This is a genomic window from Antrihabitans spumae (assembly GCF_043944905.1).
GTDB classification, from domain to species: Bacteria; Actinomycetota; Actinomycetes; order Mycobacteriales; family Mycobacteriaceae; genus Antrihabitans; species Antrihabitans spumae.
Window position 1 is genome coordinate 123,340 of the sequence record NZ_JBIMSN010000016.1, and the last position, 15,907, is coordinate 139,246.

The following is a 15,907-nucleotide window of genomic DNA, read 5'->3' on the forward strand; positions in this document are numbered from 1 at the left end:
GGCGGCAAAGAAACGGAGCCAGTAGTGACACAACATCTCGAGGGCAATTTCACCGGTGCAGCGGGCGACCGCATCTACTGGCAGTCGTGGTTGCCTGAGTCCGTCAGCGCGGTCGTGGTGATCTCTCACGGGGTCGCCGAACACAGCGGCCGCTACGAACACCTGGCAAACGAACTGGCCGACAACGGCTATGCCGTGTACGCGATCGACCATCACGGCCACGGCAAGTCGGCAGGCAATCGGTCCAACATCGACCGGATGGCCGGAGTTGTCAGCGACCTCGACACTCTGATCGGCATGACTGGCGAATCTCATCCCGGTCTGCCGATATTCCTACTCGGCCACAGCATGGGCAGCCTCGTCGCACTGCAGTACGTAACGGGGTCGCCGCGCACCCTTCGCGGCCTGATCGTCTCCGCGCCACCTCTCGAGATCACGGTCGGATCGTCCATCGAACGCGCCGCCGCGCCTGTGCTGTCTCGGTTGCTACCGAATCTTCCTGTGCTGCAGCTCGATTCGTCGGAAGTCAGTCGCGACCCGAAGGTCGTGCACGACTACGACACCGATCCCCTCAACTTCCGCGGACGCCTGCCGGTCCGCACCGGCGCCGAGGTACTGGCGACCGCACAGAACATGCGCAGCCGCCTGTCGCAGCTCTCGCTTCCGGTGCTGATCCTGCAAGGCTCGGCGGACAAACTTGTCGATCCGATCGGCGCTCAGGTCGTCGCCGACGGCGTCTCGTCACCGGACATGACGTTGAAGATCTACGACGGTCTGTATCACGAGGTGTTCAACGAGCCCGAAAAGGCGACGGTCATCGACGACCTCGTCGCGTGGCTCAAAGCCCACCTCTAGACAAGCGGTCGGTCGAACCGCATACGCAACCGAAGGTCCGCGAGATAGAAGTTCATCGGGAACTTCCGTAGCGGCCCCGGAAGCCGACGTGTGATGGCGCCGATCGCGCCCATGGATCGGTCGAAAATCTTCTGATCGCGGGCAGTCCACGACAATCCCATCTGGTCGCGGAACTCCTGCGGCAGAAACCCGGTGACGACGAACCGCTGCGCCGGACCGAGCCACACTCTGATCGGCAGCGGTAGGAAGTCGAACATCACCAGGCCGTACAGGTATTCGCGGACGGTCTCATCGATCGAGATGTCCTCGACCGACCGTTCCCAGAATTCGCCGAACGCGACGCGGTCAACTGGCCACATACTGCGATCGACCTGCAGCGTCGTCGCCAACCGCGCCGAGTGCAGATACATCTGGTCGAGCGCTGCCGGTTCGACCGGACCGTGCATAACCAGCAGGGTGTCCTCCAGGCCCTTATACAGGCACGCAGCCACCCACAACTGGAGCTTCGGGCTGAACGCGTTGTACTTGACGGGACTGTTGGGACCCGAGTGCACTGGTCGGTGCGAGGTGTTGACCGCCTCGCGGTAGCGAAGCCGTTCTTCGTCGGTGCCCAACAACGCGACCGAGAGATACGAGATCGTTGTACGCGCCCGCTTGATCGGATGTTTCTTGACCTTGCCGCTGTCGACGGTGCTTTCCACCACCCCGTAGCCGACCGGTGCGCTGCTCAACTGCATGATCACGTTGGCGGTTCCGCCGAGAATGGCGGCAACCCCATAGATGTACGGGTCGAGGTCGAAATCAGGATTCGGTTCCAACGGAGCGACCTGATCCGACGCACTGGCAACCGACATGACGCCTTCTCCCTACTGCGTCATCTTTGATGCAGTGACACCAATAGTCTCTCATCGTATCGGCGGGTGTCAATGATATAGACCAGTCGGCTCACCAACCCGGACGACCACCGATCGGGATGTTGACGTAGCTCGGCGCGTTCGGGTCGAGGTCGAGATGTTGCGGCTTCAGTTCGCTTTCGTTGAGCAGCGGACGCAGCAGCATGCCACGAGGGAAGTTGCTCGCGAACACGTCGACACGAAGCCTGTGGCCCGGCTGCAGTACCGCGTCGGTGGCGGTCAGTCCGATATCGATGGCCGTCGGCTGCCCGGGAACGATCGGCTGACGGGTGTCGAGGGTGAGGATGTTGTACGGATCGGTGAGGTCACCGTTGCTCGATCGCGCACTCTTCGATTCGTCGATGGCCCGCAACGACGAGGTGATCTGTCCTGAGGTCAACACGGTCGAACGACCGTCCGGCGCAACATCGTTGATCGTCGCCGACCAGTAGCCGTCGGTCGCGTCGAGCACGGTGTTGAGATGCACGTTGACGGGACCCGATATCAACGTCGGTTCCGCGACCGGTGCACTGGTGAAGGTCAGCCCGTTCAGTTCGTGCGGACGACCATCCTTGGCGCAGCCGGAGAAGATGGCCAACGCGCCTGCAGTGATCTGCGCATTGTCGCGGGAGCACAGACTTGCCAGACCCGGGCCGACCGTGAGTCGAGTGAAGCCGCCCGGCTCCTGCCTGCCGAGGCTGCCGTCGTGCAGGCTGGTGTTGGTCGTGCCGCTCGGTGCGCCCGAGAGATACATCCGCTCGTAGTTCATCCCTGCGCGCGGGAACCGATCTGTGGTCGTCCAGGCGCCGCCCTGCTGGAACGAGGTGATCGGACCGTAGGTGTCGATTCCGTTGTCGATGCCTTTGAGCCACTTGTCGAACCACGCGCGCTGCAGCACGTCCAAGCGCGGTGGGTAACCGGGTGAACCGAAACCGGCGCCGGGGTTGATGTGATAGCTGTCGTCCATGATCAGTTGCTTCTGCCCCGGCGGCACGTCGATCGCGTTGTAGATCTTCGGCTCGGAGTTGGTGAAGATATCGTGCCAACCGCCGATGACGAACGTCGGAATCTTGATCTTCTCGGGCTCGACGAGCATGCCTTGCCGCAGCGAACTGTCTTCCTGCAACAGCTCCTGCAGGTTCGGCGGTATCTGATCCACGCTCGGCACGGTCAGCGCGGCAATCACCATGTCGAAGAACGTCAACGGACTCGCCGCTCGGTCGGCCAGCCACTTCCAGTCGAAATTGCCCTGCAGGATCGACACCATGTCGGGCGTGAGCTTGGTGAGGTTCACCGCGGCCAGCCACAACGGGATGAAGCCGATACCGAAGCCGCCACCGGTGGCAAGGATGTCGCGCAGCAGATCGCCTCCCGGCTCGGTCGGGAAGATCGCCTTCAACGCAGGCGGTTGCGCCGCTGCCGCCTTGACCTGGTTGATCGCCGAGTATGAGACACCGGTCATCCCGATCTTGCCGTCCGACCACGGCTGCTTGCTTGCCCAGTCGATCACTTCGAGGGTGTCCTGCTGCTCGCGCTCCTGGAACACCTGCCAGATGCCCTGCGAGAAACCGGTTCCGCGGACGTCAACGACAACCTGGGTGTATCCACTCTGAATGAGTGAGCGGTCGACGCTGAAGCTGCGAATCAATCCGCCGCCGAATGCGCGGGTGAGGTCGGTGATGCCGTCGAACGGGGTCCCGGAGAAATTGATGTCACGGAACAACTGCAGCAGCACGTCGGACAGGCCCGGGATCGACCCTGCCGAATCCGCGATCATCGAGATCAGCTTCGTGTACGGCGTCATGTTGACGATGGTCGGCGTCGGCGTATCGACGATCCGGCCGGCGGCGTCCATCGGGCGATAGACGTTCGACTTGAGGACCGTGCCGTCGCTCATCGTGATGGGCACGTCCCAGTCGATGTGCACCCCGGGATACTGCTGCGGACCGTCTGCGACCGCAGCCCACGCGACGCCCGCCGCACCACCGTCCGGCACCGCTTGCGCCCCCGGCGACATAAACGCCGACACCATCACTGCGGCGACAACCACTACACACGCACGCAAACGCCAACCAACACCGTTGTTCATCAGCCCCGACCGATCCGTCCTGCAGAGAGGGAAGTTGGACTGAGGCTAACCCACCGAGCGCGACTCCAGCCGGATTCGTAGGTCGAAAATGTCGAGTGTGTGCGGCAACGCCTTTGTCGTGTCGAGTACCTTTCCGACGATCTGCGCATCGTGGCTCACGAGAAGTCGCGCCAGCACAGCGATTCCGAGAAATATCGACAATCCCGAACCTGGGCAATCCTGAGCACCGTGGCTGAAGAAATTGAACGACCAGTCCTGCGCGGCGGAACCCGATATCCATTCTTCGGGGGCGAATCGGTCCGCGTACGGGATGCGATCACGATTGCGGTGATTTCCCAGATTGAAGATGAACACCTGCGTTCCCTCCGGCACCGAATCGCCGGCCAGCGCGGTCTCCATCGTTGTGACCCGTCCGAACAACGGCGTCGTCGGCCATAGCCGCATCGCCTCCTGCAGACACGCAGCGAGGTAGGTCGCTCCGGCCACGCTCGACGCCTCGTCGAGGTCGAGCGTCGACAATTCTTCGCGCACCTTCGATGCGACGTCGCCGTCGCTTGCGATCACGGCGAGCGCACGAAAAACATTGGCAGGCAGCGTATCTCCCATAGCAAACATCCAATGGACCACCTGACCCGCCGGGCTCGTCAGCTCGTCGTGCGGCGCCGCCGCGACTAGCGCTGCCAGACTGCCTGGCGCTGCCTGATCGACATAGCTCGTCACCTTCGCCATAAACGGGGCGAAGTGTTCCGACTCCTCGCTCGGCGTGTTGTTGGCCTCGTCCATCAGGGTCCCGAGCAGGTCCGACAACTCCTCGTCGTCCGCGGCCGGGTCGCCGAAGATGACCCGGCGGGTGACTCTGCGAAACGCGTCGTTGACGCGATCCCAGTTCAATTCCTCCGCTGCCAGCCTATCCGCTTCGTCGTACGCGACACCGAGAAAGGTTTGGGCGAGCCGGTGCAGCGGCTTGCCGGTGTCGAGAACGGCCTCCGCGAATCTACGACGGTTCTCCCAGACACTCCCCCTCGAAATCGTCAGCGCATCAGGCTGGAAGTGCGACATTCCTTTCCGCTTCGTTTCCGGATCCGCAGCGAAGGGGTGTGGGGAACCATCGAGCACCGCTTTGATATCGCTCGGTCGATGGACGATGACGGACATATCCTTACCGACCCGGATATAAAACGGTCCCTTGTCGAACTTGCGAACGAGCCCTTCGTAGAAGCGCACGGCCAACTTGTCCGCATCGACCTTGGTGGCGACGCCCGTCACCGTCTTGCGGCGCCGGAACAAGCCCTGCACGACGTTCGGAACGGCAACCTGAGCAGTGAAACGGACGCCTTCGATGGTCGACGCGGACGGTATCGACTTTCCCACTGTCAGTCTCCGAACGGCATGTAGGCCTTGACCGTGCCGGCCAGGCGACTGATCGGGTTCTTCGATTCCGGGGCGTTGCCCCATGGTGCGAACACTCGATCCACTCCCTGCACGGCCGGCGCCAGCTCTGGATAGTGGCGCAACAGAACGTCTTTCATCGTGGTGTTGTTGACCCAATCGAAGCCCAGTTTGGTGTAGATCTCGGGCCGGAAGTCCTTGGTGAAGAAGCGATCGCTCTTGAAGCGCCGCGACGCCATCAGAATGAAGATGCGAAAAGCTGTGTCGGAGAAGCCGAATCCCTTCGGCGGCTTCTCGGCGTACATGCCGACCTGCAGATCGACGAGGTCGATGTCGCCCTTGTAGATGTCGGCGATCTCGGCGGCCCACTGCTTGTTCGGGGTGAGGTCGGCGAACGACTTGCGCCGCGGCATGTTGATCGCCTCACGAAAGTCGTTGTAGCGCGGCACTCCTCGTTCGCGGTCGCGCACGATGTCCAACGTCGCGAGATCTGTGACCTGACCGTCCACCCGGGTCAACTTGCGTAATGCGTTCGGGTAGTTGTGCAGGCACACAGCACCGGCGCTGGCAACGCCGAAGGTGAACCACATGTCGCCCATCTCGTAGCGGTCCATGAAGTCGCGTGTGTACTTACCTTGAATGTCGGTGAAGTACGCGCGCTCCAACAGTTCACCGCTGGCAAGGGAGCGGAATTCCCAGTCGTCGGGGATCAGTGGATGCATCCGATAGACCGACGTGAATTCTTCCGTGAGCGCGAACGGCGCGCTGTGATGGTCGGTCGAGGATCCGATGATGCCACTCAATATTTCGCTGTCACCGACTCGTCCAAGCCTGTCTTTGAACGTTTCGCCGAGCGCGCCATACCAGTTGGCGTTCATGCCGATCTGCAGTGCCGGGTGTCGCAGGACGCACGTCGTCCATTCCACGGTGTGGATCTTGGCGATCAACGCGGCAACCACCAACCAGGCAATCTCGAAGAGCCGCTGATCGTCGAACTCCGGGTACTCCTTGTGCAGCGCGTCGCAGACACTGTTGTGCTCGCGCGCGAACAGCGTGTGCAGCAGACCGACCCCGACCCACCAGTTCTCCTTCATACCCGTGAGATCGATGCCCGGCTCGTCGCTGTGCGGCAGTCGCAGATCGTCGCCGAGTTTGACCTTCCCACCTTCGAACGTGCGGATCTCCGCTTGCCGCTCGGGTCCGCTGCCGTAGATCTGCGACGCGTCCCACCAGTGGGTTTCCTGGTTCACGTAGATCGGCGCGTTGCCGTTGGCCGGCCCCTGCCCCTCGAGCAGGGGCGTCTTCCGGATGAGCATCCTGTTGCCGGGCCACTCGTCGCCGTCCCGCAGTGGGACCTCGATCGCGCCGTCTTCGACGCCCGACCCATGGAAGAACCAGTTGTGGTTCTCGAATTGCAGCCACGCTGCTGCGAGCGCGTTGATGATCCCCGCGGGCTTGAACGTATCTCGGGCCATCAGCTTTTCGCTGATGTCGCGAGGGTTCGGATCGAGCAAACGGGCACGGTCGGGCTTCGTCTTCGCCAACGGGACATTTCGACCGAATCCGGTGCCCTTGGCGCCCATCTCAGGATCGGAGAGGTCGTTCCAGGTGCCGTCGGGCGTTCTTGCTCGCAGCGCTTCCGGCGGCGGCTCGGCGACCTCGACCTTCGGTCTGATGCCTGGCGCTTCGAAGAGGTTGTCCTTGCGCAAATCCTCGCGCAGCTTGCCCAAGCTGGCCAACTGCAAAGCGAGCGAAGGATATTCGTACCATTGACGACCCATGGCAGTGCTCCATCTTCCGACACGCCCGGCGGGCCGACAGGGCTGGATGGCGCCCGACGGGCGAGTCGAGCGTACCCCGAGTGATCACCATCACACGCGGAAATTCGCTACCGCAGCTTGGGAAACGTCTCAGCAATCAGCGTCACGAGCAGGTCCGTCAGCATCGTCCCCACCTGGTCGCGGGTCAGCGAGCCGCGAACGATCCATTCCCTGCCTGCGGATTTGGCCATGCCGCCGTAGGCGCGAATCATCGCGATGAGCTCGTCGCGGTTCGGTTCGCCGGTGATTCCGACAATTTCGAGAACGCGCTCGGCGGCGGCTTGATCGGCGTCGTCGAGGATGCGTTGCACCTCGGGATCGGCTCCGACGCCTTCGGACCCCGTCACCGCGACCCACGTCGCGCCGTGGGCTTCGATCGACTTCAACAACCATTCGACGCTGACCCCGACGCGATGCCGAACCGATCCGGTCGGCAGCTTCACCGTCTCCATCGGAGGCACACCGACCATCGCGCGGACCACTTCGAGGTACAGGTCCCGCTTGGTGCCGAAGTAGTGGTTGATCAGCCCACGTGCGACGCCCGCGTCCTTTGCGAGGTCCGAGGTCGACACCGCGGCATACGGCCGCTCACCGAACATCCTGATCGCACAGTCCAGGATCTGCTCGCGGCGCTCGTCCGGTTCGAGCCTGCGCCTGCGAGGAACTTCGGTGACGCTCGTGTCCGTGGTGCTCGTATCGGTGGTGCTCACAACCACTACTTTCCCACTTCCGCTAGAGGGTCCGGCTGATCAGGTCCTTCATGATCTCGTTGCTACCTGCCAGAATGCGCAGGACGCGAGCACCCGTGTAGATCTGCGAGATCGGGTACTCGGTCATAAATCCGTAGCCGCCGAACAATTGCAGACAGCGGTCGGCAACGACACCGAGTTGATCCGTCAGCCAGTACTTCGCCATCGCTGCCGTCTGTACGTCGAGTGCGCCGACCTGGTGTTTCTGGATGCAGTCGTCGAGGAACACCCTGCTGATCCGGGCGATCGTCGCACACTCGGCGAGTTCGAACTTGGTGTTCTGGAAGCCGAAGAGGGTCTTGCCGAACGCCTCACGTCCCTTGGTGTATTCGAGTGTCATCTCGACGGCCGCCTCCATCATGGAGACTGCGATGATGCCGGTGATGAGGCGCTCCTGGGGAAGCTGCTGCATCAACTGAACGAAACCTTGGCCCTCGGCATCCCCGAGGAGGTTCGATACCGGGACCCGCAGCCCGTCGAAGAAGAGTTCGGCGGTGTCCTGCGCCTTGCCGCCGATCTTCGACAGCACCCGTCCACGTCGGAATCCCGGTGTGTCGTCGGAAACTTCGGCAACGATCAGAGAGACCCCGGCAGCACCCTTCGACGGATCCGTCTTGGCCGCGATGATGACGACGTCGCAGTGGTGTCCGTTGGTGATGAAGATCTTCGAGCCGGTGATCACGTACTCGTCACCGTCACGGTCGGCGCGGGTCTTGATGTTCTGCAGGTCCGAACCCGTTCCTGGCTCGGTCATGGCGATCGACAACACGGCCTCGCCGCTGGCTGCCTTCGGCAGCAGGCGGCTCTTCAGATCTTCGGAACCATAGTGATAGATGTAGGGCGCGATGATCGGGTTGTGCACCGCGATGCCCATCGAGTCGTCGCCCGCTCGGATCTGCGCTTCGACGATCGCCGCCTCGTGTGCGAACGTGCCTCCGCCACCGCCGTACTCGGCAGGAATCGACGGGCACAGCAGGCCGAGTTCGCCTGCGCGGTTGTACAGATTGCGGTCGGGATAGCCCTGTGCGATGAACTTCTCGCGATTCGGGACGACCTCTTTGGCAAAGAACGAGGTCGCCAGCTCGCGGACGGCCTCGACTTCGTCGTCGCTCCACGGCGCACGAACAGACAACTGAACCTCCAGGGTTGATGCAGATCGACTCCGCCCAGCGTCTCACCCCTATTGGCAGGCTGTCAATAACTGGCCGTCAGTCGAAGCCGCCCTCGATCTCGACCGTGCCCGTCGCGCCGCGCTCGTCGAAACTGCGTTCGGTGACGACGAACGTCCGATCGGAACGAACTCGCACAACCGTGCTTGCGCGCGTTCCGTACCCCGGCACGTTGATGAACGCCGCCGACGCGGCACGCTCACGTTCGAGACCGAGACCTGTGTGCGGAAGCTGGTCGTCCGGCGCCGGCGTGCGGTTCGACAGCAGGTCAAGGTACGGCTCGACTCGACCGGTATCTCTCGCCAACTCGGCGGTCAAGCCCGCGACACCGTCGACAACCTTCGGCCACGGCGTGTCGAGCGACGCATTCGATACCCCGTGCACGCCAGGCTCCAACGGTCGCGGTTCGCCGGAACGGTTGCTGTACCACCAGAGTTCGTCGCCGGGCCCCGAGCCGAGGGTGCCGACGAGCAGATTGAAGCCGTTGTACCGCTTGCCCTCCGCTGCCAACCGCGTGAGGAAATCGCGCGGATCATCCTGAGAATCGAGGTAATTCACTGCAAGTTCGCCGCGGGTCCGCGCACCGTCGACCTCGTCGTCCGGTATCCGAACGTTGGTCACAGCCGCGAACCGTCCCGCTCGCGAGATCCCCATCCAGGTTCCGCCGCCCTCGACCGAGACGTCGCGTCCAGCGAGAATCCCACCCTCGCTCCACCAGTGCAGCGGCTGAGCATCGCGTTTGTAGAACTCGTCACGATTGGCCGCGACGAGCAGCGGGATGTCGGGATGAGCACGCCAGCCGAGGAGGATCAGACACATAGCTTTCATCGTGCCCTTCTCGTGGATTGGAGCCGCGCAGGCCCATCGTGAGACAATCAGCGCTCCCACTCAACCCACCCCGAGCACTGAGGACACACCGCACGTAATGGCCGAGAACCCAACCACTGCGGCGTCCACCATCTCCGCGCAAGACCTTGCCACCTGCATTCGTGTCCTCGAAGAGGCGGGCGAGCTGGAGGCGGACCACCCCGATTCGATGGTCGTGCAACGTGCGGTCGGCCACATGTTCAAAAAACTCAAGCGCCGCAGGCGGATCGCCGCACGCGACAAGGTCAGCGCCGCGGACCGGGCCGTCGTCGCCGCCACCGCAACGGGGTCACCCGACCGGATCGACGACGAAACGGCGGGAATCCTGCTCAAACCGAAGATGCTGGAGTCCGGGGACACCGACTCGGCGGAAGTGGCGATCGCAGGCGAGCTGATCCGCCCACGCCCCTGCTACATCTGCAAAACCAGATACACCGTGGTCGACGTCTTCTATCACCAACTCTGCCCGGATTGTGCTGCGCGTGGCCGATCGAAGCGCGACGCGAGCACCGACCTGACGGGTCGGCGCGCGCTGCTGACCGGTGGCCGAGCGAAGATCGGCATGTACATCGCGCTGCGACTGCTCCGCGACGGCGCGCACACGACGATCACAACGCGATTCCCGAACGACGCCGTCCGGCGATTCAAGGCAATGCCCGACAGCGACAACTGGATTCATCGTCTGCACGTCGTCGGCATCGATCTGCGCGATCCGGCTCAGGTCGTCGCGTTGGCCGACGACGTCGCCGCTGCGGGACCGCTCGACATTCTGATCAACAATGCGGCACAGACCGTCAAACGCTCCCCCGGTTCCTACGGCGCTCTGGTCGACGCCGAGAACGGACCCCTTCCGGTCGGCGTGCTCCCCCAGGTCGTCACGTTCGGCAAGACGATGCAGGCGCACCCGACGTCTCTCACCGGTTCACTCGCCTCGATCCTCGACGTCACCGATCTTGCACTGGTCGCCGGATCTGCTACACCACAACGTATTTCGCAGGGCATCGCGATCGATGCGGGCGGACTCGTGCCCGACCTCGCGGAGACGAACAGCTGGGTTCAGACCGTCAGCGAGGTCGATCCGGTCGAGTTGCTCGAGGTGCAACTGTGCAATTCGGTCGCACCGTTCATTCTCGTCTCGCGGCTGCGGCCGGTGATGGCCGCCGCGAGCGCACACCGCAAATACATCGTCAACGTCTCGGCGATGGAAGGTCAGTTCAGCCGGGCCTACAAGGGGCCGGGCCATCCGCACACGAACATGGCCAAAGCTGCGCTGAACATGCTGACGCGGACCAGTTCGAAGGAAATGCTGGAGACCGACGGCATCCTGATGACCGCAGTCGACACCGGCTGGATCACCGACGAGCGACCCCACCCGACGAAGATGCGCCTCGCCGACGAAGGCTTCCACGCTCCGCTCGACCTCGTCGACGGTGCCGCACGCGTCTACGACCCGATCGTGCAAGGCGAACAGGGCAACGACCTGCACGGCTGCTTCCTCAAGGACTTCGAACCCTCACCCTGGTAGATCGGTGCCCAAACTGGGTACGGTCTGAGCGTGGGAGTAGACGTCGAAGAACGCAAATTCACCCGCCAGGACCGACAACGGTTCCGGGCCAAGGTGCACTCCTGTCTGCAGGCGCTTGGTTCGATGCTGAACGACGGGCATTTCGAAGTCTCCGAACCGAAGATCGGCATGGAGATCGAGTTGAACCTCGTCGACGACTCGATGCAGCCTGCGATGGCGAATGCCGAAGTGCTGGCAGCGATTGCCGATCCGGACTATCAGACCGAACTCGGCCAGTACAACATCGAGATCAATGTCGCCCCGCGCCCACTGCGCGGTCGGCACATCAGAGACCTCGAGACGGACCTTCGAAAATCGCTCGACTCGGCCGACGCGCGCGCCAGGTCGGTGGGTAGCCGACTAGCGATGATCGGGATGCTGCCGACCTTGACGGAAGAGCATTTCGAGCACAAGTGGATCTCGGCGAATCCGCGCTACGACCTGCTCAATCAGCAGGTGTTCGCGGCACGCGGTGAAGACATCGAGTTGCAGATCTCGGGTGTCCCGCTGCCGGACGGGACGGGTGAAGAACTGTCGACGATCTGCGACACGATCCTGCCGGAGGCCGCGTGCACCTCGGTCCAGCTGCATCTGCAGGTCGCACCGGAAAGCTTTGCCGCGCACTGGAATGCGGCGCAGGCGCTGGCCGGTGTTCAGGTCGCGCTTGCCGCCAATTCACCGTTCTTCGCGGGTAGAGCACTCTGGCACGAGACGCGTATTCCGATCTTCGAACAGTCCACCGACACCCGCCCGCAAGAGCTGAAGAACCAGGGTGTTCGTCCTCGGGTGTGGTTCGGCGAACGCTGGATCACGTCGATCTTCGATCTCTTCGAGGAAAATTCACGCTACTTTCCGTCGTTGCTGCCGGTCTGCTCCGACGAGGACCCGCAGGCGATGTTGGCGCGCGGCGAAGCGCCGTCGCTGGCGGAACTCAAGTTGCACAACGGCACCGTCTATCGGTGGAACCGGCCGATCTACGACATCGCAGGCGATCGTTACCACCTGCGGTTGGAGAATCGGGTCCTTCCCGCAGGGCCGACGATCATCGACACCCTTGCCGACGCCGCGTTCTACTACGGCACGGTTCGTGCCTTCGTCGACGCCGACCGTCCGGTCTGGACCCAGATGTCGTTCGACGCCGCGGAGGAGAATCTGCATGCTGCGGCGCGCGGTGGTTTCGACTCGCGGTTGTATTGGCCGGAGGTCGGGTGGGTGCATCCGCAGGAACTTGTCCTGCGCCGACTGCTCCCTATGGCCGACGCAGGGCTTGCGTCGTACGGCATCGACGCCGAAGTTCGCGATCGCTACCTCGGCGTCATCGAAGCGCGTTGTGTGAGCAGACGATCGGGATCGACGTGGCAACGTGAATCGGTCGTCGCTCGTGAGCGTGCGGGCGACAGCAGGCAGGTGGCACTCGCGGGGATGCTGGACGACTACATTACCCAGATGCACGCGGGTGAACCGGTCCACACCTGGGAGTGGTGACGCGTCTGCGCCTACCATGGGGACCATGGGATATCGGGTGCTTGCAGACGCGACCGTCGTCGTGCACTTCGCCTTCCTCGTCTTCGTCGTCGTCGGCGGTTTTCTCGCCTGGCGCTGGCGCATCCTGATCGTGCCGCACATTCTCGCCGCGGTGTGGGGTCTCAGCGCTGTGACGATCGGAATTGTCTGCCCACTCACCGTTCTGGAGAACTGGGCACGCGAGCAGGCAGGCATCGCAGGCTTGCCGCCGAGCGGATTCATCGACCACTACCTGACCGGAGTCATCTATCCGGACAGTGCCATCGGTCTCGTACGCGCTCTTGTGCTCGGCGCTGTGCTCGTGTCCTGGATCGGATTCGTGGCGATACGTATTCGCGGACGCGCCGTTCCCGTCGGACGTTAGGCGAGTGGCCTACCTTGCGGCGCGGCTTCCTGTGCTGTCCCTCGCTACGCGAGCCGTCTCCGCCTTCGCCGACGCGGCCGACCGCTATCGTGTCGCGGTCGGCATAGAGCCTGTATCGCCGACCCAGCGGGCCGACCGCATCGCTGCTTCGTTTCTCGGCGACCGGCTTATGCGCATCGACGGGCGGCCCGTCTCCGGATTCGCCGAGTTGTCAGGCTTTTTCGAGACCCGAGACGGCTGGATACGAACGCACGCCAACTATCCGCACCACCGTGCTCGCCTGCTCGCGACGGTCGGGCTGGGTGGGGAGCCTGACCGGAACACCTTTGCGGCCCACGTTCGTGTGCTGTCCGCGAACGACATCGAGCGCGATGCGGCCGAACTCGGCGCGATCGCCGTGCGGGTTCGCGACGAGACCGAATGGTCGGCGTCGGAACCTGGCGTCGCCGCCGCCACGGGTCCGTTGGTACAGAGCGACGTTCGGGAGGATTGCGTTGCAACAACTTTGCGTGCACCGACTCGCGCGCAGCCCCTGGCGGGCGTTCGTGTTGTCGACCTCACTCGCGTCATCGCAGGACCAGTTGCCACCCGCGCTCTCGCCCTGCTCGGCGCGCAGGTGCTGCGCATAGATACCCCACGGCTACCCGAGATCGAGTGGCAGCACCTCGAGGTCGGCCAGGGCAAACATTCCGCTCTGCTCGATCTGCGGACAAACGACGACGCAAAAACCATGCGGGACTTGCTGACCACCTGCCGGCAAATTCGCAATCGCCGCTGCCTACGCCCGTCGGTCCGGCGATCCAGATGGATCCGGTTGATCATCGGCTGACGGCTTCTTATGGTGGCGGCGTGCATGGACCGAGATATGCTCCACAAAGAGCGCTGCTTGCGCGCGGCCAGACCTACGCGGCCTTCATGCTCGATGTCGCCGACGCACGCGCGGTAGCCACGGCCCAAGGCGACCCGACGAAGTATGACGCGGCAATCGCCCAGGCCACGGCCTATGCGAGCTGCCTCAAGCGATTTGGCATCATTCAATAAGAAACGGGATCATCATGGCGGCTGAAAGCGACTGGACGGTTTCTCCCCGCGAGGGGCTGGGCAAGCTCAAATTCGGTATGACGCCGGCGCAGGTAGACGCGCTGTCCGACACATATGGCGCGGTCACGGGGCGGCGGCAGAACGCTATTCCCGATCCAATCCTGCGCGACACGCTGGAGAAATTCGGCGACGCCATGAGCGAGGAGGAGAAGCAGGCGCTGATCGAGGTTTATGCGCAGAATGCTCCTCCCTCCGACAGCGTGACCGAGACGCGCGGCAATCCGGGCCTTGTCCTGCGCTATGAAGCTGACAAACTCGCCGAGATCATGCCTGCCAAGAAGCAGCGCCCGCTTTTCATCGACGGCAAGGACCTGCTTTCGATGAGCGCGCTGGATGCGCTTGCGCTGCTGGAGCGGCTGAATGGCGGCCCGGGCCGCTACGCCAGCACGGAAGCCGCATTCGACCGGCTGGCCATTTCGACCGACGGGTTCTGCGTCACCGACGCCGCCGCCGGCGTGCGCACGCTGGATGAGACCGACGAGCGGTTCAAGGGACGCACGGTCACCCTGCGTCCCAAGCCCTATCTGCCCGAGGGGGAGATGGCCAAGTTCATCGCCCATTCGGTTCTGGAGTAGCCCGGCATGGCGGCGTCACCGAACCGGATCGAGACCCCGCGGCTGGTGTTGCGCCGGCCCGTGCTCGGCGATGCCGATGGCCTTTTCGCCATGCTCTCGGACCCGAAGCAGTTCTACTACAGCCCCGTGCCGCTGGTCCGCGACCCGATGCAGGTAAAGCACATCATCGTCGACTGGGACGAGCAGTGGGACAAGGGCATGCGCACCTATGTGGTGTCGCGCAAGAGCGCCGTCAGCGAGCCCATCGGCTTCGTGAACATCGGGCCGGACGAGGAGCTCGGCGGCGCGCTGATGCAAAACGCCACCGGCGCCGGGCTGGGCGAAGAGGTCATGCAGGCCCTGATCCCGACGCTCGGGTTGACGCGGGCATGGACACTCATCGACGCCGACGTGAAGCCGCTGATCCGTCTCCTCGAAAAGTTCGATTTTTACGTCGAGAAAGTGCTGCGCCGACGCCCTTGTCACCGGCTACCGACCGGGAAGCCTCGAGCAGTTGCTCATCGCGCCCCCGGGCATCGTGAGCGGTCGAGTCAATGCCTGGGTGATATCGGACCATGGGCGGGGCGGCGTGGCTTCGACAGCATCGTGCAAGCCGCATCGGGGATATCGCTGATCGAGGGGACGCACACGCCGGGCGCGCTGCCCGCCCAGGCCCTCGACCACGCGACCGGCTACTTCCTTGCCGCCGGGATCGTCGATGCTCTGACCGAGCGGCTCGTCGAGGGTCGCGGCCGCACCGTAGCCGCTGCGCTCGCTCGAACTGCCAATTGGCTGCTCACGCAACCACGCTCGGCCGAACTGGCCGACACCACACAACCCGGCGACGACACCCTGGTTACCCACGCTGGACTACGCACGGCCCGCCCGGCAGCCGCCGACTACGACGACTACGCGTTCCCGGCACGCCCGTGGGGACGCGACGCCGCGACCTGGAACTGGGGGTAGGAC

The 15,907-nt window shown here is 63.5% G+C and carries 15 protein-coding genes; 8 read left to right on the forward strand and 7 right to left on the reverse strand.

What is annotated here, in order from left to right; translation table 11 throughout:
* The first annotated feature begins 24 nt into the window (after positions 1-24).
* Positions 25-855 carry an alpha/beta hydrolase gene (locus ACHIRB_RS03945; RefSeq protein WP_395115953.1) on the forward strand — a complete coding sequence of 277 codons (831 nt, stop codon included), beginning with the start codon at positions 25-27 and terminating at the stop codon, positions 853-855.
* Here the strand turns inward: ACHIRB_RS03945 and ACHIRB_RS03950 are convergent.
* From ACHIRB_RS03950 to ACHIRB_RS03980, 7 genes are all read right to left on the reverse strand, one after another.
* The gene (locus tag ACHIRB_RS03950; RefSeq protein WP_395123358.1) at positions 852-1,709 is read right to left on the reverse strand and encodes an oxygenase MpaB family protein; all 858 of its coding nucleotides are present in this window, start codon (positions 1,707-1,709) and stop codon (positions 852-854) included. The genes ACHIRB_RS03945 and ACHIRB_RS03950 overlap by 4 nt on opposite strands.
* A gap of 91 nt (positions 1,710-1,800) precedes the next feature.
* Entirely contained in the window at positions 1,801-3,837 is a 2,037-nt protein-coding gene (locus tag ACHIRB_RS03955; protein ID WP_395123357.1) for a CocE/NonD family hydrolase, read from the reverse strand.
* A 45-nt stretch (positions 3,838-3,882) separates the two neighbouring features.
* Positions 3,883-5,208 carry a cytochrome P450 gene (locus ACHIRB_RS03960; protein WP_395123356.1) on the reverse strand — a complete coding sequence of 442 codons (1,326 nt, stop codon included), beginning with the start codon at positions 5,206-5,208 and terminating at the stop codon, positions 3,883-3,885.
* A gap of 2 nt (positions 5,209-5,210) precedes the next feature.
* Positions 5,211-7,007, reverse strand: a complete 1,797-nt coding sequence (locus ACHIRB_RS03965; RefSeq protein ID WP_395123355.1) for a peroxidase family protein — start codon at positions 7,005-7,007, stop codon at positions 5,211-5,213.
* Between the two features lie 107 nt (positions 7,008-7,114).
* Positions 7,115-7,756, reverse strand: a complete 642-nt coding sequence (locus ACHIRB_RS03970; protein ID WP_395115948.1) for a TetR/AcrR family transcriptional regulator — start codon at positions 7,754-7,756, stop codon at positions 7,115-7,117.
* 22 nt (positions 7,757-7,778) lie between these two features.
* Positions 7,779-8,927: an acyl-CoA dehydrogenase family protein gene (locus ACHIRB_RS03975; RefSeq protein ID WP_395115947.1), complete on the reverse strand. Its 1,149-nt coding sequence runs from the start codon at positions 8,925-8,927 to the stop codon at positions 7,779-7,781.
* Positions 8,928-9,003: 76 nt separating this feature from the next.
* Positions 9,004-9,783: an NRDE family protein gene (locus tag ACHIRB_RS03980; protein ID WP_395123354.1), complete on the reverse strand. Its 780-nt coding sequence runs from the start codon at positions 9,781-9,783 to the stop codon at positions 9,004-9,006.
* A gap of 106 nt (positions 9,784-9,889) precedes the next feature.
* Here ACHIRB_RS03980 and ACHIRB_RS03985 point away from each other — a divergent pair, with 106 nt between their 5' ends.
* Genes ACHIRB_RS03985 through ACHIRB_RS04015 form a run of 7 tightly spaced genes read left to right on the forward strand, consistent with a single transcriptional unit; the run spans position 9,890 to position 15,904 of the window.
* Positions 9,890-11,356 (forward strand): SDR family NAD(P)-dependent oxidoreductase, encoded by a 1,467-nt coding sequence (locus tag ACHIRB_RS03985; RefSeq protein WP_395123353.1) that lies wholly within the window; start codon positions 9,890-9,892, stop codon positions 11,354-11,356.
* A gap of 30 nt (positions 11,357-11,386) precedes the next feature.
* Positions 11,387-12,880: a glutamate-cysteine ligase family protein gene (locus ACHIRB_RS03990; protein ID WP_395115944.1), complete on the forward strand. Its 1,494-nt coding sequence runs from the start codon at positions 11,387-11,389 to the stop codon at positions 12,878-12,880.
* A gap of 25 nt (positions 12,881-12,905) precedes the next feature.
* Complete coding sequence (locus ACHIRB_RS03995) at positions 12,906-13,283, forward strand: DUF2784 domain-containing protein (protein ID WP_199701261.1); 378 nt, start codon at positions 12,906-12,908, stop codon at positions 13,281-13,283.
* Positions 13,284-13,287: 4 nt separating this feature from the next.
* Positions 13,288-14,112, forward strand: a complete 825-nt coding sequence (locus ACHIRB_RS04000) for a CoA transferase (protein ID WP_395123352.1) — start codon at positions 13,288-13,290, stop codon at positions 14,110-14,112.
* Positions 14,088-14,324: a hypothetical protein gene (locus ACHIRB_RS04005; RefSeq protein ID WP_395123351.1), complete on the forward strand. Its 237-nt coding sequence runs from the start codon at positions 14,088-14,090 to the stop codon at positions 14,322-14,324. Before ACHIRB_RS04000 ends, ACHIRB_RS04005 begins: the two co-directional genes overlap by 25 nt.
* Before the next feature lie 14 nt (positions 14,325-14,338).
* Positions 14,339-14,959, forward strand: coding sequence for a hypothetical protein (locus ACHIRB_RS04010; protein ID WP_395123350.1), 621 nt, complete (start codon positions 14,339-14,341; stop codon positions 14,957-14,959).
* A gap of 6 nt (positions 14,960-14,965) precedes the next feature.
* Positions 14,966-15,904: a GNAT family N-acetyltransferase gene (locus tag ACHIRB_RS04015; protein ID WP_395115938.1), complete on the forward strand. Its 939-nt coding sequence runs from the start codon at positions 14,966-14,968 to the stop codon at positions 15,902-15,904.
* Positions 15,905-15,907 lie beyond the last annotated feature (3 nt).